Genomic DNA, 15,445 nt, shown 5'->3' with positions numbered 1-15,445 from the left:
AAACGAAGTGAGGCGCTAAAGTGGCGCCTCACTTCACAAAATGCAGTACATAAAACACGCCGCCGGCACTATATGTTGAAATTCATTTAGATTCCCCTAGACTGCACTCAATACAATCTGTATTATTACAATTCGTATTTCTTTTGCTTCCCATACCGGCTTCAATGGCGTTCAGAGCGATGGCACATTCCAGCCGCTTGCGTTCCATCTGGCAGGCTACATCATTCGATTTTGTTATGTCGCCATTGACAAGCAGGTTAGATGCGGAACAGCCGCCGCTGCAATAGAAACGGGCCCAGCACTCCCGGCAGGCCGGGCGGGTATAGATGTTCTGCTGTGCAAAGGTTCCGGAGATATCCATATCAAAGGAGCCATCGAACACGTTGCCCATACGGTACTCCTCCTTCCCTACGAACTGGTGGCAGGGATAGATATCTCCATCAGGCGTAATGGCCACATACTCACAGCCAGCGCCACAGCCGCGCAGACGCTTAATCACGCAGGGCCCCTGGGCCAGATCTACATTGAAATGGAAAAAGTTGATGTCTGGCCGCTCCATCAACTGGCCGGCCAATTTCTCATATTCCGCTTCTACCTTTTCCAAGTCCTCCTCTTTAATGGCGAAAGGATCATCCAGCGGTCCGCTGGCGGGCTCTACCGATACATGACGGAAACCCAGATCCCCCATGTGGAGAACATCCTGAGAAAAGTCCAAGTTATCCCGTGTAAAGGTCCCACGAACATAGTAATCCTTGGTTCCACGGCCGGCCACCAATTTTTGGAATTTTGGAACGATGACCTCATAGCTCCCCTTCCCGTTCACAGTAGGCCGCATCCGGTCGTTGACAGGCTGACGACCGTCCAGAGACAGGACAACATTGGACATCTCCCGGTTGATATATTCTATCGTCTCATCATTGAGCAGGACACCGTTGGTCGTAATCGTAAAGCGAAATACCTTGTTGTGCTCTTTTTCCAGGGAACGGGCGTATTCCACAGTGCGCTTCACCGTATCCATCGCCATGAGAGGCTCCCCGCCAAAGAAATCAATCTCGATATTTCTACGCTTTCCGGATTTTGCCACGACCCAGTCGATGGCCCTTTTGGCCGTTTCAAAGTCCATGGTCATCCGATGGCCAGTGCCGAAGTCGCCTGTCGAGGCAAAACAATATTTGCACCGCAGGTTACAGTCATGAGATACATGGAGACAAAGCGCCTTGACCACTGCCGACTTGGGCAGGGCCATAGCGGCCTCCGGATCGATGTATTCGTCATCAGAAAAGAGAAGGCCCTGGTCCTGAAGACCTCTCAGCTCCTCCCAAGCCTCGGATAGCTCCTGTGGATCATATTGGTCCAACTGCTCCGCCAGTTTTTGGGGCAGCCTCTCTCCCATTGGCCCTTCAATCAAAGAGAGCAAGTCAAAGCTCAACTTATCCAACACGTGGACCGCGCCACTGTTCACATCAGCGGCCAGATACTGGCCGAGCGCCGTAAAGGTATGTACCATATCGAACTTCCTTCCTCGATTTCCCTATCGATATCATTTGGACGGAGAAATAGACATGAAAAAGGGCAGGCTGACGCCCACCCTTTTCAGGTATGTTGAGAACTTACTTATTCTCGCACTTCTGATTGGCAACAGTGCAGGAAGTCTTGCAGGCAGACTGGCAAGAAGTCTGGCACTCGCCGCAGCCGCCCTTGGCGGCACTGGCCTTCAAAGTGGCCCCGTTGAGGGTCTGGATATGCTTCATTGGTATCTCCTCCTGAATCGCTTAGTGCAACAATTATACCACAGTTTTTCTCTGGACGCAAGTCCGGCAGTTCCTTTGGTGGAAAACTGAAGCTGGGCAATATCGCTGCTATCAAGTGGTATTGTAGCATAGCGAACCGGATATTTCAATCATCTTTTCCGCTTTTTCTTGGGCTTTCTTCCCAGTATACCGGCTATCGCTCCCCCACACAGGCAGGCGCAGAGTATGCCAGCTCCCCCCTGCTCTAACGATGCGGTATCATAGGCCAGAAGGCCTGCCGTCAGCAGAAGCAGGAACAGGATTGCTCCTACTCCTGTCCCCACTAGCAAAGATTTGGAGCGGATCCTTTTGATGCTGTATATCCCGCCAACAGCCCCGCCTAAGACACAGACCGCTAGTACCGCTCCCTGAGCCCACTGTTCCCGCAGGACTCCTGTTGAAATGAGCAAGGCGCACAGCAGAAGTGCTAGCACGGCCGAAAAACCGGCGAGCACCCCACCCTTGAGCAGTTCACACATACTGTTGACCCACTGTTCGCCCGATTCCTCTTGCCGTCTTTCCCTCTTTTTCATAACACAATGCCCTCCCCGCGGTCTTCTGTTTTCACGAAAACCTATGCGAGAAGGGCATATAGTATGTCTATTTTCTGTGATTACTTCTGCTCCGCAGCAGCGGCAGAGGAGTTCTTAGTGGAAACAGCCCACTTGGTGAACTCGATGCGGACGCGATCAGCCCCGGTCTCAATCACGATGGTATTCTCCTTCACAGAACAGATGGTGCCGATGATACCGCCGATGGTAGTAATCTCATCGCCGACAGTCAGCGAATTGCGGAGGTTCTGAGCCTCCTTCTTCCGCTTGTTCTCGGGGCGGATCATAAAGAAGTAGAGCATTGCGAACATTAAGGCCATCAGTATTAAGGTTTCCAAAATTCGTTCCCTCCAAAGTTGTTGTCAGCTGTTTCCAGTCAGACGCATTAGTGCTATTATAGCGGGTTTTTTTCCTGTTGGCAAGTCCTTTTGTCAAATTCGAGGACTACATTCCTGGGTCTGCTGCGGGTCTGTCCAGCTTTCCAGAAAATTTCTGTCGGAATGCCTCAAATCGTCCCTGATCCAGTGCCTCGCGGATGCGGAGCATCAATTCGTTATAGAAATGGAGATTGTGGAGCACTGCCAGACGCATAGCCAGCATCTCCCCGGCCGTCAGCAGGTGCCGGAGATAGGCTCGGGAAAAGGAGCGGCAGACCGGGCAGTTACAGGTGGGATCAATGGGACGGGAATCCAGCTTGTACTTCTCATTTTTGATATTTATGGTGCCCTCCCAGGTATACAGCTTTCCATGGCGGGCGTTTCGTGCCGGCATAACACAGTCAAAAAAATCCACGCCGCGGGCTACTCCCTCAATGATATTGGAGGGGGTTCCCACTCCCATCAGATACCTAGGTTTCTCTTTCGGCATATGGGGCTCCACCGCTTCGATAATATCATACATGGTCTGTGTGGGCTCCCCTACAGCCAGACCGCCGATGGCGTAACCGTCACAGTCCAGTTTGGCGATCTCATCCATGTGCCATTTCCGCAGGTCTGCATAGGTCCCACCCTGGTTGATGCCAAATAGCATTTGGCCGGGATTGACGCAGCCAGGCGCCTCATTGAGCTTTCTGTGCTCCACTGCACAGCGATCCAGCCATCGTGCTGTCCGCTCGCAGGAGGCCTTGACATAGTCGTAAGGCGCCGGGTTTTCCACACACTCATCAAAGGCCATGGCGATATCACTGCCCAGATTGGATTGGATCCGCATGGACTCCTCCGGTCCCATAAAGATCCGCTTTCCATCAATGTGGGAGGCGAAGGTAACGCCTTCCTCTGTGATCTTCCGCAGTCCGGACAGAGAGAACACCTGGAATCCTCCGCTGTCAGTGAGCATGGGGCCATCCCAATCCATAAATTTGTGGAGTCCACCCATCTGTCGGACTACATCGTCACCCGGACGCAGGTGGAGATGATAGGTATTAGACAACTCGATCTGACAGCCGATTTCTTTCAGGTCGTGGGCGGACACCGCCCCTTTGATCGCTCCGCAGGTGCCGACATTCATAAAAACAGGAGTCTGCACAGTTCCATGGGGGCAGGTAAATACTCCCCGGCGGGCCTTCACCTCGGTTTTTAGTAATTGAAACATAGATTTCTCCTTAAAGTGTGTGATACCAGCGACTTCATTCCGCCTTACGCGCTGGCTGCAGCTGGCTGTCTTGGGTCCCGGTCCTTCGCGCCGGTTAGCGCCTCCAACTGCTGGAGTCACGCTTCGGGATCCAAAACATTTCTGATTTTTTTGGAACACTCCTTCCGATCCCATCGCTCGAAGCTGCTCTGTAGCGGATATTACCGCCCCCTCTAGGCCGACCACGAGAGCCTGACCGATATTGGACAAGTCTATCAGCCATGACGCGCTTTCTAAGAAATGAACATGGCGTCTCCGAAGCTAAAAAAGCGGTATTTCTCTTTCACCGCCTCTTGATAGGCGTTCAGTACATGTTCGCGGCCCGCCAGAGCGGATACCAACATGATAAGGGTGGACTGAGGTAGGTGAAAATTTGTGACCAGCGCGTCCAACACCTTGAAGCGATACCCAGGATAGATAAAGATATTTGTCCATCCAGACCGCTGTGTCATGGTGCCGTCCTCCGCCGCAAAGCTCTCAATGGTGCGGCAGGAAGTGGTACCCACACAAATCACCCTGCCTCCATTTCTTTTGGTTTCATTGATGATGTCCGCGGTTTCCTGAGATATCATGCAAAACTCAGAATGCATCTCATGGTCGCGGATGTCCTCCGCTTTGACAGGCCGAAAGGTACCAAGGCCGACATGGAGCGTAACGTAGCATACCTTCACACCCATTTCCTGGATATTATCCAGCAGTTCCGGAGTAAAATGCAGTCCGGCGGTGGGCGCTGCGGCGGATCCTACGACTTTAGAATAGACCGTTTGATAACGCTCCTGGTTCTCCAGCTCGGCCTTGATATAGGGCGGCAGGGGCATTTTCCCCAATTCCTCTAATATTTCAAGAAAAATTCCCTGGTAGTGGAACTGGACCAGCCGCTTGCCGTCCTCCAGCTCCCGTTCAATCGTTGCAGTCAGCTGCCCTTGTCCAAATATTATCTGGGCGCCTGTCCTAAGTTTTTTTCCTGGACGGACTAAGCATTCCCAGCACCCCTCGCCCCGGTCCACCAGCAGCAATACCTCACAGGTCCCTCCCGTGGGTCGGTGCCCGATCAGACGAGCGGGCAGCACTCTGGAGTCATTGAGGACTAGGCAATCTCCGGGGCGCAGGAAGTCCGGCAGATCATAAAAGTGGTGATGTCCGACTGCTCCTGTGTTCTTGTCCAGTGTCAGCAGCCGGGAGGAATCACGCCGCTCTAGAGGAGTCTGAGCGATCAGCTCTTCTGGCAGTTCAAAATTGAAATCAGAGGTCTTCAAAACAGTTTACGCCTTTCTCTTCTTTTAATAGGTGCCCACTTGGACGCCAGGAAAATAAAATTTCAGTATCTCGTCATAGTCAAACCCTTCGCGGGCCATGGCGTTGGCACCAAATTGGCTCATTCCCAATTGGTGCCCCCAGCCCGCTCCGTCAAATACATAAGTATCTCCAGAGACGGTCACTGTGCCGCCTCCCACATTGGTCCCGGAGGCACCGGTATTCCCCTCCGACAGCGAGCTAATCTTTCCAGAACCGGAGATCACATACAGATCGCTTCCAGCTCCAGATACCGAACCGGTACCAGAAATCACATATACATCGTCCGTACCACTCAGTGTACCGGAACCATTGACCGCATAGCTTCCAGATCCGTTTCCGGCTGGCTGGCTGGCCATCTTTCCATTTACTGTAAACCGGATCGACTTAACACCAAAATTTCCTCGGATACCCATATCTATGCCGCCAGAGGATGCACTTGGCTTGAACGTGTTGCTGTTCCCATTTTTCCAGTGTACCTGAAGTCGAATGACGTTTCCCATCTCAGAGTAGGTCAGTTCTAGGTAATCGATGGAAGTACCAACCCCAAAGCCGTTGCTCTGAAGTTTACTGGTCAGCTCCTCTGAGGTATAGGTAACCGTCCAGGGAGAATAGGGATTTAAGTCGTCTACTAGGGATTCGTAAGGATCTATCACACCCTTCAGGTAGGGATGGGTGTTGACTGTATCCGTCCCCCAGACATTCTTTGCGTCCTCTGTGGCTCCGCCCGCGCTGGAGGAATATACGGTCTCTGCCAATTTTCCGTTATAGAGAACCACCTGGCCCGCTGTTTCCTCTACCGCCTGGTCGCTTACCTCACTGGGGCCGGAGTTGGAACGTCCATCTCCGCAACCATGGTATGCCTGACATTCCGTACTGCCACATACGTCAAATCCGTAGCTCTGGTGCCGGCCCATGTTCCTCAGAACATAAGTCCTGGCACAGGTGGCTTGGGCCTTCAGGGCCTCCAAGGGCCAGGTGCGGCCCATCTCATAACAGACCACACCCTTTACATAGTCCTCCAGCTCCACCACATTGACTACCGAGATATTTCCTCCATTGAGGCGCTGATAAAGAAAGCCACCTCGGTATTTATAATTGGAGAACCAAGTCCTGACATCCTCTGCTCCGGTCACGTCTGGCAGGATCGCCAGGATACCACCTGTTCCCTGGTCAAATTGAAACAGGATATGATCCGTCCCTGTTTCCACAATACTCATTCCGTAGGAAGTAGTCCCTACAACGGTCCCCTCCCCTAAGGTATCGATTGCGTCCAGCGCCTCGCCCTTTGAGAGATAGGCTCCCACCCGAACCTGGTATTCTCCATCTATCCAGGCCACGAAGCCATCCTCATAGTCTTCCGCGTCCCGCCGTGCGTCCTCGTAGTCTCCATACCCGCTATCGATCAAAATATGATAGCAGCCCACCGCGATATTGCTGGTAATGGAGGAGGAGTAGGTAGTCTTGCCCAACGAGGCGTCCCGTCCATAGTAGAGGTTTTGTGTCTTAAGCACCGCCACCTGGTCAATGTCCTTCTCCGTCCGTCCCAGCTCAACGAAATCCATATTCCCGTCATAGTAGCCGAAGCGGAAACCGGCGCCATACCCTGTATTATTTTGGAGGTGAGCGGCCTCCAGTTCTCCCGTTTCTATGTACTGGTACGAGGATGCCAGCCCTACACGGATCATAACCTCACCGTCACTGTTGGTTCTTACGGCCCATCCGGTGGGGACTGCCAGGGTTATTGCAAGTACAGCGGCGGCAAGCCGCATCCAATTTCTCCTCATGGTCTGCTCCATTTCTCCACTTCTGCGGTTTTGTACTATTGACACCGACCTTCAAACGTGATAGGATAGGGTCAAATTCTGCAAGATAGAGGTGCGGCTACATCAGTAGACATGGCCAGGGAGCCGGTTCCCGCTGATCCATGTTCAAAGGGGACGCCGCCGAAGAGCTGCTCTTCCGGTCAAGAGTTTGCTCTGGTCGTCTGGTTAACAGCCAGCCGACTGTCATCAGGGTCAGGCTGATGGAGAGCTGTCTGCTTTTGTGAATATTTTGCCGGTCGAGCAATTTGCTCTTAGTCGACATTATAGTACAAAATCAGCCGCTTGAAAAGCCGCTGATTTATTTTTTTCTTTCCCCTGGTCGACTCATCTATGTTCAGACTTTGTCATACCCTTATATAAGAGAGATTTGGAGGTTGCTTTACATGGAAAAGTATAAAGTAGGTATCATTGGCGGAACCGGTATGGTTGGTCAGCGTTTCATCACACTGATGGAGGGTCATCCCTGGTTCCAGCTTACAGTTATCGCAGCCAGCCCCCGTTCTGCTGGAAAGACCTATGAGCAGGCTGTCTCCGGACGTTGGGCCATGGAGAAACCCATTCCTGAAGAGGCCAAGGGCTTGGTTGTCATGGATGCTCAGGCCGACGTGGAGAAAATCGCCGGTCTGGTAGACTTCGTATTCTGTGCTGTTGATATGAAGAAGGATGAAATCCGCGCTTTGGAGGAGCGGTACGCCAAAGCCGAGTGTCCCGTGGTCTCCAACAACTCCGCCCACCGTTGGACCGATGACGTGCCCATGGTGGTCCCCGAGATGAATCCTCAGCATATTGAGATCATCCCCGCACAGCGCCGCCGCCTAGGTACCAAACGCGGCTTTATCGCCGTCAAGTCCAACTGCTCTATCCAGTCTTATGCTCCCGCCATCACCCCCCTGCTGAAGTACGGTGTGGAAAAGGTCCTGGTCTGTACCTATCAGGCCATCTCTGGCGCCGGCAAGACCTTTGAACGTTGGCCCGAAATGGTCGATAACCTGATCCCTTATATCGGTGGCGAGGAGGAAAAGAGCGAGCAGGAGCCGTTGAAGATCTGGGGACGCATCGAGAACGATAAATTTGTCAAGGCGGATGGCCCCTCCATCACCGCCCAGTGTCTGCGCGTCCCAGTATCCGACGGACACACCGCCGCCGTATTTATCAAGTTTTCCGGTGAAAAGCCCTCCATCGAGCAGATCAAGTTAGACTGGGCCAATTTCAAGGGCAGAGCCCAGGAGCTGGAGCTTCCCTCCGCGCCCAAGCAGTTTATCCATTACTTCGAGGAGCCAGACCGTCCCCAGGCCAAGCTGGACCGTGAGCTGGAAGGCGGAATGGCGGTTTCCATGGGGCGGCTCCGTGAGGACACACAGTATGACTATAAATTCGTGGGCCTGTCCCACAATACCCTGCGGGGTGCTGCAGGCGGCGCTGTCCTGTTGGCCGAGCTGCTGTGCGCCGAGGGCTATATCGATCATATGTGAGCCAGGAGGTCACCCTCCTTACTTCCCGCATTTGAAGAAAGGGTGTATTGTTTATGAGAAGTCCTGTTTTTACCGGTTCCTGTCCCGCGCTGGTCACTCCCTTTGACCAAAACGGCAGCATCAACTACGACGCCTTCGGAAAGCTGATCGACGACCAGATCGCCGCCGGCGTGGATGCGGTGTGTGTCTGCGGCACCACTGGTGAGTCCGCTACCATGTCTATTCGTGAGCACATTGCTGCCGTGGAATTTTGTGTCAAGCGGGTAGATCACCGTGTCAAGGTCATCGCTGGTTCCGGCAGCAACGACACCTCTGCCGCCGTCTACCTGTCCCAGCACGCACAGGATTCCGGTGCAGATGCCCTGCTCCACGTCACCCCCTATTATAACAAGGCAAGCCAGACCGGTCTGATCAAGCACTATGAGTATATTTCCGACCGGACTGACCTTCCCATCATCCTGTATAATGTTCCCAGCCGCACCGGCGTATCCTTTACTGCCGACACCTATAAGGTGCTGTCCGAAAATCCCAAGATCAACGGTGTCAAGGAGGCCAGTGGCAATTTCTCCCTCCTGGCCCATACCCGGTATCTGTGCCCTGACGACTTCTATATCTGGTCCGGCAATGATGACCAAGTGGTCCCTATGATGGCGCTGGGAGCCAAAGGCGTCATCTCTGTGGCCTCTAACATCATCCCTGAGGTCATGGTACAGATGAGCCACTGGTGTCTGGACAATGACTTCGAATCCGCAGCTAAACTCCAAATCGAATATATGGATCTAATCGACGCCCTGTTCTGTGAGGTCAATCCCATCCCCGTCAAGGCGGCTATGAATCTAATGGGGATGGAGGCTGGTTCACTTCGGCTGCCTCTGTGCGATATCTCTGACAAGAATCTGGCCGTACTCCGCACCTCGATGGAGCGGATGGGCCTGCTGAAGTAAGGAGCGTCCACACGTGCTAAAGATAATCATTTCCGGCTGTAATGGTCATATGGGCCGGGTGGTGACCTCTCTCTGTGAGGCAGATCCCCAGGTCCAGGTCGTCGCTGGCTTTGATGTACTAGGCGCCAGTGACCGAGAATTTCCGGTGTACTCCTCCCCTGCCCAATTTCATGGAGAAGCGGATGCTGTCATTGATTTTTCCTCTCCGGCCGCGCTGGATGGTCTGTTGTCCTTTGCCAGGGATACCCGAATTCCCATGATTTTGGCTACCACCGGATATACTCCTGAGCAAGTCGCTCAAATTGGTGCGGCCGCTCTAGAAGTTCCAATCTTCCGCTCGGCTAATATGTCCCTTGGCATCAATGTACTGCTTGAGTTGGTCAAGAAGGCTTCCACAGTATTGGGAGACAGCTATGATATCGAGATCATCGAGCGGCACCACCGCCGCAAGGTAGATGCCCCTTCGGGAACTGCCCTTATGATTGCGGACGCTGCCGCCTCCGCCTGTGGGCATGAAACCGAATACGTCTTTGACCGACACTCCGTCCGTCAACCACGGGATAAAAAGGAGATTGGCATCTCTGCTGTACGTGGAGGCACCATTGTGGGAGAGCATGAGATCATTTTTGCCGGCCACGATGAAGTAATGGAGATCCGTCATATCGCCCATTCCCGTGAGATTTTTGCCAAAGGGGCTCTTGAAGCCGCAAAATTCATGGCCACAGTGGATGCTCCGGGCCTGTACGATATGAGTATGCTAGTCAAATAAGTCCATCAAAAACGCTCGGACGCCGATGTGGCGATCCGAGCGTTTTTGATGGGGCAAGAAAAAGGACGCCCGATTGGGCGCCCTTTTTTCTTGGCAGATATCAGCCCTGCTGCTCACGCATCTTGGCGAAGCAGTCGCTGCAGTAAACGGGACGGTCAGACTTGGGCTCGAAAGGAACCTTAGCCTCACCACCACAGGCAGCGCACACCGCGGTAAAATACTCACGGGGGCCGCGAGCAGCGTTCTTGCGGGCATCACGGCAGGCCTTGCAGCGCTGGGGCTCGTTCTGGAAGCCGCGCTCGGCATAGAACTCCTGCTCACCAGCGGTGAAGGTGAACTCGTTGCCACACTCTTTACATACCAGGATCTTGTCTTCGTACATGGACTTTCCCTCTCTTTGACTCGTTGCCCAAATCAATTCGCTTGGGCGATTGTAATATGCGATCAGCTCACGCTGGATACGCCGGGGATAAAATCACCGCGCCATTTTGCGGCGAATGCGTTGGATGGCGTTGTCTACCGACTTTTGGGAGCGGTCTACCTGCTTTGCAATCTCTCCACAGGAGAGGCCGTTTAAATAGAGCGGCAAAATATTGGCTTCAAGCTCAGACAACTGGCCCTTCAGAGCATCTAGCCGCTCTTTCAGTTCCTCCCTGCCGATGATGACGTCCTCCGGGCTTTCCACGATGGAAAACAGTTGCGCGTTGGTCCCGTCAAAAAGAGGGGGTTCAAAAGAGATGCTGTGATTCAATGGGGAATGCTTGCCGCCTTGGGCGGCGCGGACAGCAGTAATCAGACGGCTTCGGATACAGATTTCAGCATAAGTGCGAAAAGCTGTGTCCCGCCGGAAATCAAAGCCACGGATGGCAGTCAGTAGGCCCAACATACCTTCCTGGATCAGGTCCTCGCTATCACCGCCTGCTAAGAACAGAGGGCGGGCACAAGCACGTACCAGCTGACCATATCGAAGGACCAATTCATCCTCCGCCTCACGGCAGCCATTGGAAATCTGCTGACATAATTCCTCATCGGACAAACTCTGGAATCGCGTTACTTCCATATCAATAGGATGGCTCTTAATCATAATAAACAAAATCAACGGATTTGTCAAGCCCTTGGCAGAAATATTTTGTCAAAACCTCCAAGCTCGACCATATCCGATTCATCTTTTATAGTTGGGGGATCAGATCTGCCAGCCGTTGGGCAGCCGCCTGGGCAATGTCCTCTGTCTTGGCCTCCACCATCACCCGCATCAGGGCCTCGGTTCCTGATGGGCGGACCAGCACCCGGCCCTCGCCGTTTAGGGCGCTCTCCTCCTGCTGGACAGCCTGGGCCAGTAACGGGCTGGCCATCGCCGACTTTTTTACATCGTTATCCGTGACCGGAACATTGATAAGCACCTGTGGGAAACGGGGACAGCATCCAAACAGCTCCGAAGCCCTTTTTCCACTCTCCTTCAGCAGGGCCAACATCTGTAACGCAGTCAACTGGCCGTCGCCAGTAGTTGCGTACTCCAGGAAAATCATGTGGCCAGACTGCTCGCCGCCTAGACGGTACCCCTTTTCCAGCATCCGCTCTAGAACATTCCGATCGCCTACCGCAGTACATTCCAGGTCCATACCTTTTTCCTTGCTGTAAAGATGTAGGCCCAGATTGGACATGACAGTGGCCACGATGGCATTCCCAGGCAGCTTTCCCTTGGCTTTCATATCCAGTCCACAGGCGGCCATGATTTGATCCCCGTCGATGAGATTTCCCATCTCATCGACCGCCAGACAGCGGTCCGCGTCCCCATCAAAGGCGATGCCAATGTCGTAGCCGCCTGCCTTGACCATAGCGGCCAATCCATCAATATGGGTAGAGCCGCACTTTTCGTTGATATTGATTCCATCCGGGTCGGCGTTGATGACATCGGTACGCAGCTTAGAGAAGCGGTCAAACAGCCGCGCGGCAGTGGTAGAGGCCGCTCCGTTGGCACAGTCTACAAGGATACGCAGGCCACCCAGGGTGGAGTCTATAGTGCTCTCCAGGTGGTCGATGTAGTCCTCGCTGGCCTTGGGGGCCACATAGCTCACCTTGCCAATATCGCCACCTGTTTTCATAGGGACATTGTTGTGGCCAAAGAGGACAATATCCTCGATTTTTTCCTCCAGTTCATCGGACAGCTTGAAGCCCTGGCCGTTGAAAATCTTGATGCCGTTGTGCTCAAATGGATTGTGACTGGCGGAGATAACGATGCCAGCGTCCGCCCCCTCGTCCACAGTCACCCAGGCCACGCCTGGGGTGGGAAGAGTGCCCAAGTCCAGCACATCGGCCCCAGCAGTGCACAGCCCAGCGATGAGGGAGCCTTTCAGCAGATCCCCGGAGATTCGGGTATCCTTCCCGATGGTAACCAGAGGCTTCTCCCCCGGTTTTTTGTCCTTGGACAGCACAATAGCGGCAGCCAGTCCTACTTTATACGCCAAATCGGCATCAAGCCCGGCGTTGACTACGCCGCGGATTCCGTCAGTCCCAAATAATTTACCCATAAATTCGCACCTCTATCATACAAAATGTGTCAAGTCAGAATGTCAGTTGATCCAGCTGGTCCACGGCTGCCGCTCCCGCGACAGGCAGTCCTAAATGTCGATAGGCTTTTTCCGTGACGCACCGCCCTCTTGGGGTACGGGTGAGGAAGCCAAGCTGCATCAGATAGGGCTCATAAACGTCCTCTAGGGTAACAGCCTCCTCGTTGATGGTAGCGGCCAGAGTTTCTAACCCCACTGGTCCCCCCCGATAGTTTTCAATAATGGAGCGAAGCATCCGGTGATCGATGGAATCCAGCCCCAGGTAGTCGATCTCCAGGGCGGTGAGGGCTTCATCAGCCACCTTCTTGGTGATGACACCGCCAGCCCTCACCTGGGCGAAGTCCCGTACCCGGCGGAGCATCCGGTTGGCGATGCGAGGGGTTCCACGGCTGCGGCGCGCGATCTCCATGGCCCCGTCGGCTTCAATGGGCACCTCCAAGATGCCGGCGGATCGGGTAACGATCAACGCCAGTTCCGCCGGGGTATAGAGTTCAAGCCTTAATGTCACACCGAACCGGTCCCGCAGCGGGGCAGACAGTTGGCCAGCCCTGGTAGTAGCCCCGATCAAGGTAAACTTGGGCAGGTCCAAGCGGATAGAGTTGGCTGATGGGCCCTTGCCGATGATGATGTCGATGGCATAGTCCTCCATGGCCGGGTACAGAACCTCCTCCACCGAGCGGTTAAGGCGGTGGATCTCATCCACGAAAAGAATGTCGTTCTCATTCAGGTTGGTGAGCAGGGCGGCCAGGTCCCCAGCCTTTTCAATGGCGGGGCCGGAGGTAATACGCACATTGACTCCCATCTCGTTGGCGATGATACCGCTAAGGGTAGTCTTTCCTAATCCGGGTGGTCCGTGGAGAAGCACATGGTCCAGGGGCTCATGGCGCATCTTGGCCGCTTGGATGAACACCTCCAGGTTTCCCTTTGCCTTCTCCTGGCCGATATACTCCCGGAGGGTTCTGGGCCGAAGGGAATACTCCCCCTCGTCCTCCCTGGTGAGAGAGGTGGTCACCAGCGGTTCACCCGGCTCCTCACGGTCAAATTCTATGTTGGAAAAATCGATTGCCATGGGTTCACTTCCTGTTTGATTTTAGAGCTTTTCTACCAGTTCCCGGAGGGTATCTAAAAAGGCCTTCTCCCCCCAGGTGTTGAGCTTCAAAAACATGGCCTGGCTGCCGCCAGAGGTAATGGCGGACAGGAACAGCTCATCCCCATCCCCTGCCAAGGTCATGGCCAGGGACACTCGGTTACCACCGCCGAAGCTGTACCGCTCGTACACCCGTACACAGCAGCGCACTCCGGCGGACTGGAAATAACTCTCATCCTCAAAGCTTGCCGACATGCTGGCGTTCAAAATGCCTTCGTGGATATACCGCAAGGTGTCGTCAAAGTCCCCATGAAGCCTTGCTTCATACTTGGCCATAGCGTTTCACCTCAATCTCTTTTTTGAAATCAGTCCGCCCACACAATGGTACAAGGTACCTTGCGTCATATCGGGCCTTCACTACCTCGGAACTCAAGTCCGGCGCTCATCCCTTCATCATCTTTTTCAGGGCCTGCTTGATAATCTCCTCCAGCGCCAGGCTGTCCAAATCGATTCCCTTCAAAGCCAGATTGATCTCTCCCTGGGAATAGCCCAGTACCGCCAGAGCGGCGGACGCCTCTGACAGCTTATTCTCCGGGATGACGGTGATGCCCGTTCCGCCATAGGCCTCTCCCTTGGCAGAAATGGTCTGTCCTTTGGCCAGTTTATCTTTTAATTCCAAAATCACCCTCTGGGCAATTTTTTTGCCGATTCCTTGGGCGCAGGTAAGGGCCTTTTCGTCCCCAGTAATGATAGACAGCGCCAAATTGGCCGGTGTACTGGCAGACAGAATGGACAGCGCCGCCTTGGGCCCCACGCCGGACACAGAGATAAGATGCTGAAACAGGTTCAGCTCCTCCTGGGTGGCGAAGCCGTAGAGCTCCATGGCATCCTCACGGACATTCAGGTATGTAAAAAGTTTTCCCTTGTTTCCTTTTTTCAGCGCTGACAAGGTGTAGCTGGTGGTACGGCAGGCAAACCCTACCCCGCCGCAATCAATCACGGCCAGGTAGGGCTCAATATGGGCCACCGTGCCGCTGAGATAGTAAAACATAAGTTCCTCCGCATACCGCCTTTTGGGCGGTGTTTATTCTTTTAGCAAATACCGTATTTCCCCGGTATAGTAGATCTCCAGTTTAAATTCTAATATGTGGTCCTGCAGATTCAGAAAACCGCTCAACATGGTCAGCCGAAAGCCATAGCTCTCGTCCATAATGTCCAGAGTACCGTCGGAATGCTCCAGCAGGAAGGTCTCCAGGGTCATTTTTTTGCCAGTAAAAGCTCCACAGTTGCCGCACAGGACGTCCTGGTACTCTATTATGTAGATGTAAGAGGAGTCCCAGTCCACCCCGGTGAGCTCCACATCCCCATCCACCTGTCCATAGGGGGCGGCGGTGCACACATAGCCGTACTGGGTCACCAGACGCAGGGTATCCTTCTCCGCCTGCAGTTCCATAATATGGGCGTCATGGAGGCTGTACTCCGGTTCTGAAGCGGGCTTTTTGACGATCATCCTCATC

Annotated in this window: 17 protein-coding genes and 1 riboswitch; of the genes, 3 read left to right on the top strand and 14 right to left on the bottom strand. The window is 53.8% G+C overall.

The annotated features are described in order from the left end of the window. Positions 1-82: 82 nt before the first annotated feature. The 7 genes from scfB to WKS99_RS08065 all read right to left on the bottom strand — a co-directional run bounded on the left by scfB (position 83) and on the right by WKS99_RS08065 (position 7,062). Positions 83-1,507 (bottom strand): thioether cross-link-forming SCIFF peptide maturase, encoded by a 1,425-nt coding sequence (gene scfB, locus WKS99_RS08095; RefSeq protein ID WP_340405710.1) that lies wholly within the window; start codon positions 1,505-1,507, stop codon positions 83-85. A 103-nt stretch (positions 1,508-1,610) separates the two neighbouring features. Next, entirely contained in the window at positions 1,611-1,751 is a 141-nt protein-coding gene (gene scfA / locus WKS99_RS08090) for a six-cysteine ranthipeptide SCIFF (RefSeq protein ID WP_087393998.1), read from the bottom strand. 149 nt (positions 1,752-1,900) lie between these two features. Continuing rightward, the gene (locus tag WKS99_RS08085; protein WP_147571765.1) at positions 1,901-2,323 is read right to left on the bottom strand and encodes a TIGR04086 family membrane protein; all 423 of its coding nucleotides are present in this window, start codon (positions 2,321-2,323) and stop codon (positions 1,901-1,903) included. Between the two features lie 80 nt (positions 2,324-2,403). Next, on the bottom strand, positions 2,404-2,679 hold the full coding sequence (yajC, locus tag WKS99_RS08080; RefSeq protein ID WP_147571764.1) for a preprotein translocase subunit YajC: 276 nt from the start codon (positions 2,677-2,679) through the stop codon (positions 2,404-2,406). A 106-nt stretch (positions 2,680-2,785) separates the two neighbouring features. Further along, on the bottom strand, positions 2,786-3,931 hold the full coding sequence (tgt, locus tag WKS99_RS08075; RefSeq protein ID WP_340405709.1) for a tRNA guanosine(34) transglycosylase Tgt: 1,146 nt from the start codon (positions 3,929-3,931) through the stop codon (positions 2,786-2,788). A 272-nt stretch (positions 3,932-4,203) separates the two neighbouring features. After that, positions 4,204-5,226 carry a tRNA preQ1(34) S-adenosylmethionine ribosyltransferase-isomerase QueA gene (gene queA, locus WKS99_RS08070; RefSeq protein ID WP_147571762.1) on the bottom strand — a complete coding sequence of 341 codons (1,023 nt, stop codon included), beginning with the start codon at positions 5,224-5,226 and terminating at the stop codon, positions 4,204-4,206. Positions 5,227-5,250: 24 nt separating this feature from the next. Continuing rightward, positions 5,251-7,062: a SpoIID/LytB domain-containing protein gene (locus tag WKS99_RS08065; protein ID WP_340405708.1), complete on the bottom strand. Its 1,812-nt coding sequence runs from the start codon at positions 7,060-7,062 to the stop codon at positions 5,251-5,253. 66 nt (positions 7,063-7,128) lie between these two features. After that, positions 7,129-7,308, top strand: a riboswitch (Lysine riboswitch). 164 nt (positions 7,309-7,472) lie between these two features. Here WKS99_RS08065 and asd point away from each other — a divergent pair. From asd to dapB, 3 genes are read left to right on the top strand one after another with little or no spacing between them, the layout of a single operon-like run. Further along, positions 7,473-8,561: an aspartate-semialdehyde dehydrogenase gene (gene asd, locus WKS99_RS08060; RefSeq protein WP_340405707.1), complete on the top strand. Its 1,089-nt coding sequence runs from the start codon at positions 7,473-7,475 to the stop codon at positions 8,559-8,561. 53 nt (positions 8,562-8,614) lie between these two features. Further along, positions 8,615-9,505, top strand: coding sequence for a 4-hydroxy-tetrahydrodipicolinate synthase (dapA, locus tag WKS99_RS08055; RefSeq protein ID WP_147571759.1), 891 nt, complete (start codon positions 8,615-8,617; stop codon positions 9,503-9,505). Positions 9,506-9,518: 13 nt separating this feature from the next. Further along, positions 9,519-10,274: a 4-hydroxy-tetrahydrodipicolinate reductase gene (gene dapB, locus WKS99_RS08050; protein ID WP_147571758.1), complete on the top strand. Its 756-nt coding sequence runs from the start codon at positions 9,519-9,521 to the stop codon at positions 10,272-10,274. 100 nt (positions 10,275-10,374) lie between these two features. Here dapB and WKS99_RS08045 read toward each other — a convergent pair whose 3' ends face one another. The 7 genes from WKS99_RS08045 to WKS99_RS08015 all read right to left on the bottom strand — a co-directional run bounded on the left by WKS99_RS08045 (position 10,375) and on the right by WKS99_RS08015 (position 15,444). Continuing rightward, positions 10,375-10,656: a zinc-ribbon domain containing protein gene (locus WKS99_RS08045; RefSeq protein ID WP_147571757.1), complete on the bottom strand. Its 282-nt coding sequence runs from the start codon at positions 10,654-10,656 to the stop codon at positions 10,375-10,377. A 93-nt stretch (positions 10,657-10,749) separates the two neighbouring features. Then, positions 10,750-11,334, bottom strand: a complete 585-nt coding sequence (locus tag WKS99_RS08040; protein ID WP_340405706.1) for a sigma-70 family RNA polymerase sigma factor — start codon at positions 11,332-11,334, stop codon at positions 10,750-10,752. Between the two features lie 109 nt (positions 11,335-11,443). After that, positions 11,444-12,802: a phosphoglucosamine mutase gene (gene glmM, locus WKS99_RS08035; RefSeq protein ID WP_340405705.1), complete on the bottom strand. Its 1,359-nt coding sequence runs from the start codon at positions 12,800-12,802 to the stop codon at positions 11,444-11,446. A gap of 34 nt (positions 12,803-12,836) precedes the next feature. Further along, a complete protein-coding gene (gene ruvB, locus WKS99_RS08030) occupies positions 12,837-13,910 on the bottom strand; it encodes a Holliday junction branch migration DNA helicase RuvB (protein WP_340405704.1) in 1,074 nt (357 codons plus the stop codon). A 21-nt stretch (positions 13,911-13,931) separates the two neighbouring features. After that, on the bottom strand, positions 13,932-14,264 hold the full coding sequence (locus tag WKS99_RS08025; RefSeq protein WP_340405703.1) for a DUF6054 family protein: 333 nt from the start codon (positions 14,262-14,264) through the stop codon (positions 13,932-13,934). A 106-nt stretch (positions 14,265-14,370) separates the two neighbouring features. Beyond that, the gene (gene ruvA / locus WKS99_RS08020) at positions 14,371-14,979 is read right to left on the bottom strand and encodes a Holliday junction branch migration protein RuvA (RefSeq protein WP_147571753.1); all 609 of its coding nucleotides are present in this window, start codon (positions 14,977-14,979) and stop codon (positions 14,371-14,373) included. A gap of 33 nt (positions 14,980-15,012) precedes the next feature. After that, positions 15,013-15,444, bottom strand: a complete 432-nt coding sequence (locus WKS99_RS08015) for a hypothetical protein (RefSeq protein ID WP_147571752.1) — start codon at positions 15,442-15,444, stop codon at positions 15,013-15,015. Position 15,445 lies beyond the last annotated feature (1 nt).

Source organism: Flintibacter sp. HCN-6482 (genome assembly GCF_037892565.1).
Lineage (GTDB): Bacteria > Bacillota > Clostridia > Oscillospirales > Oscillospiraceae > Lawsonibacter > Lawsonibacter aceti.
This window is presented reverse-complemented; position numbering and strand designations above follow the sequence as displayed.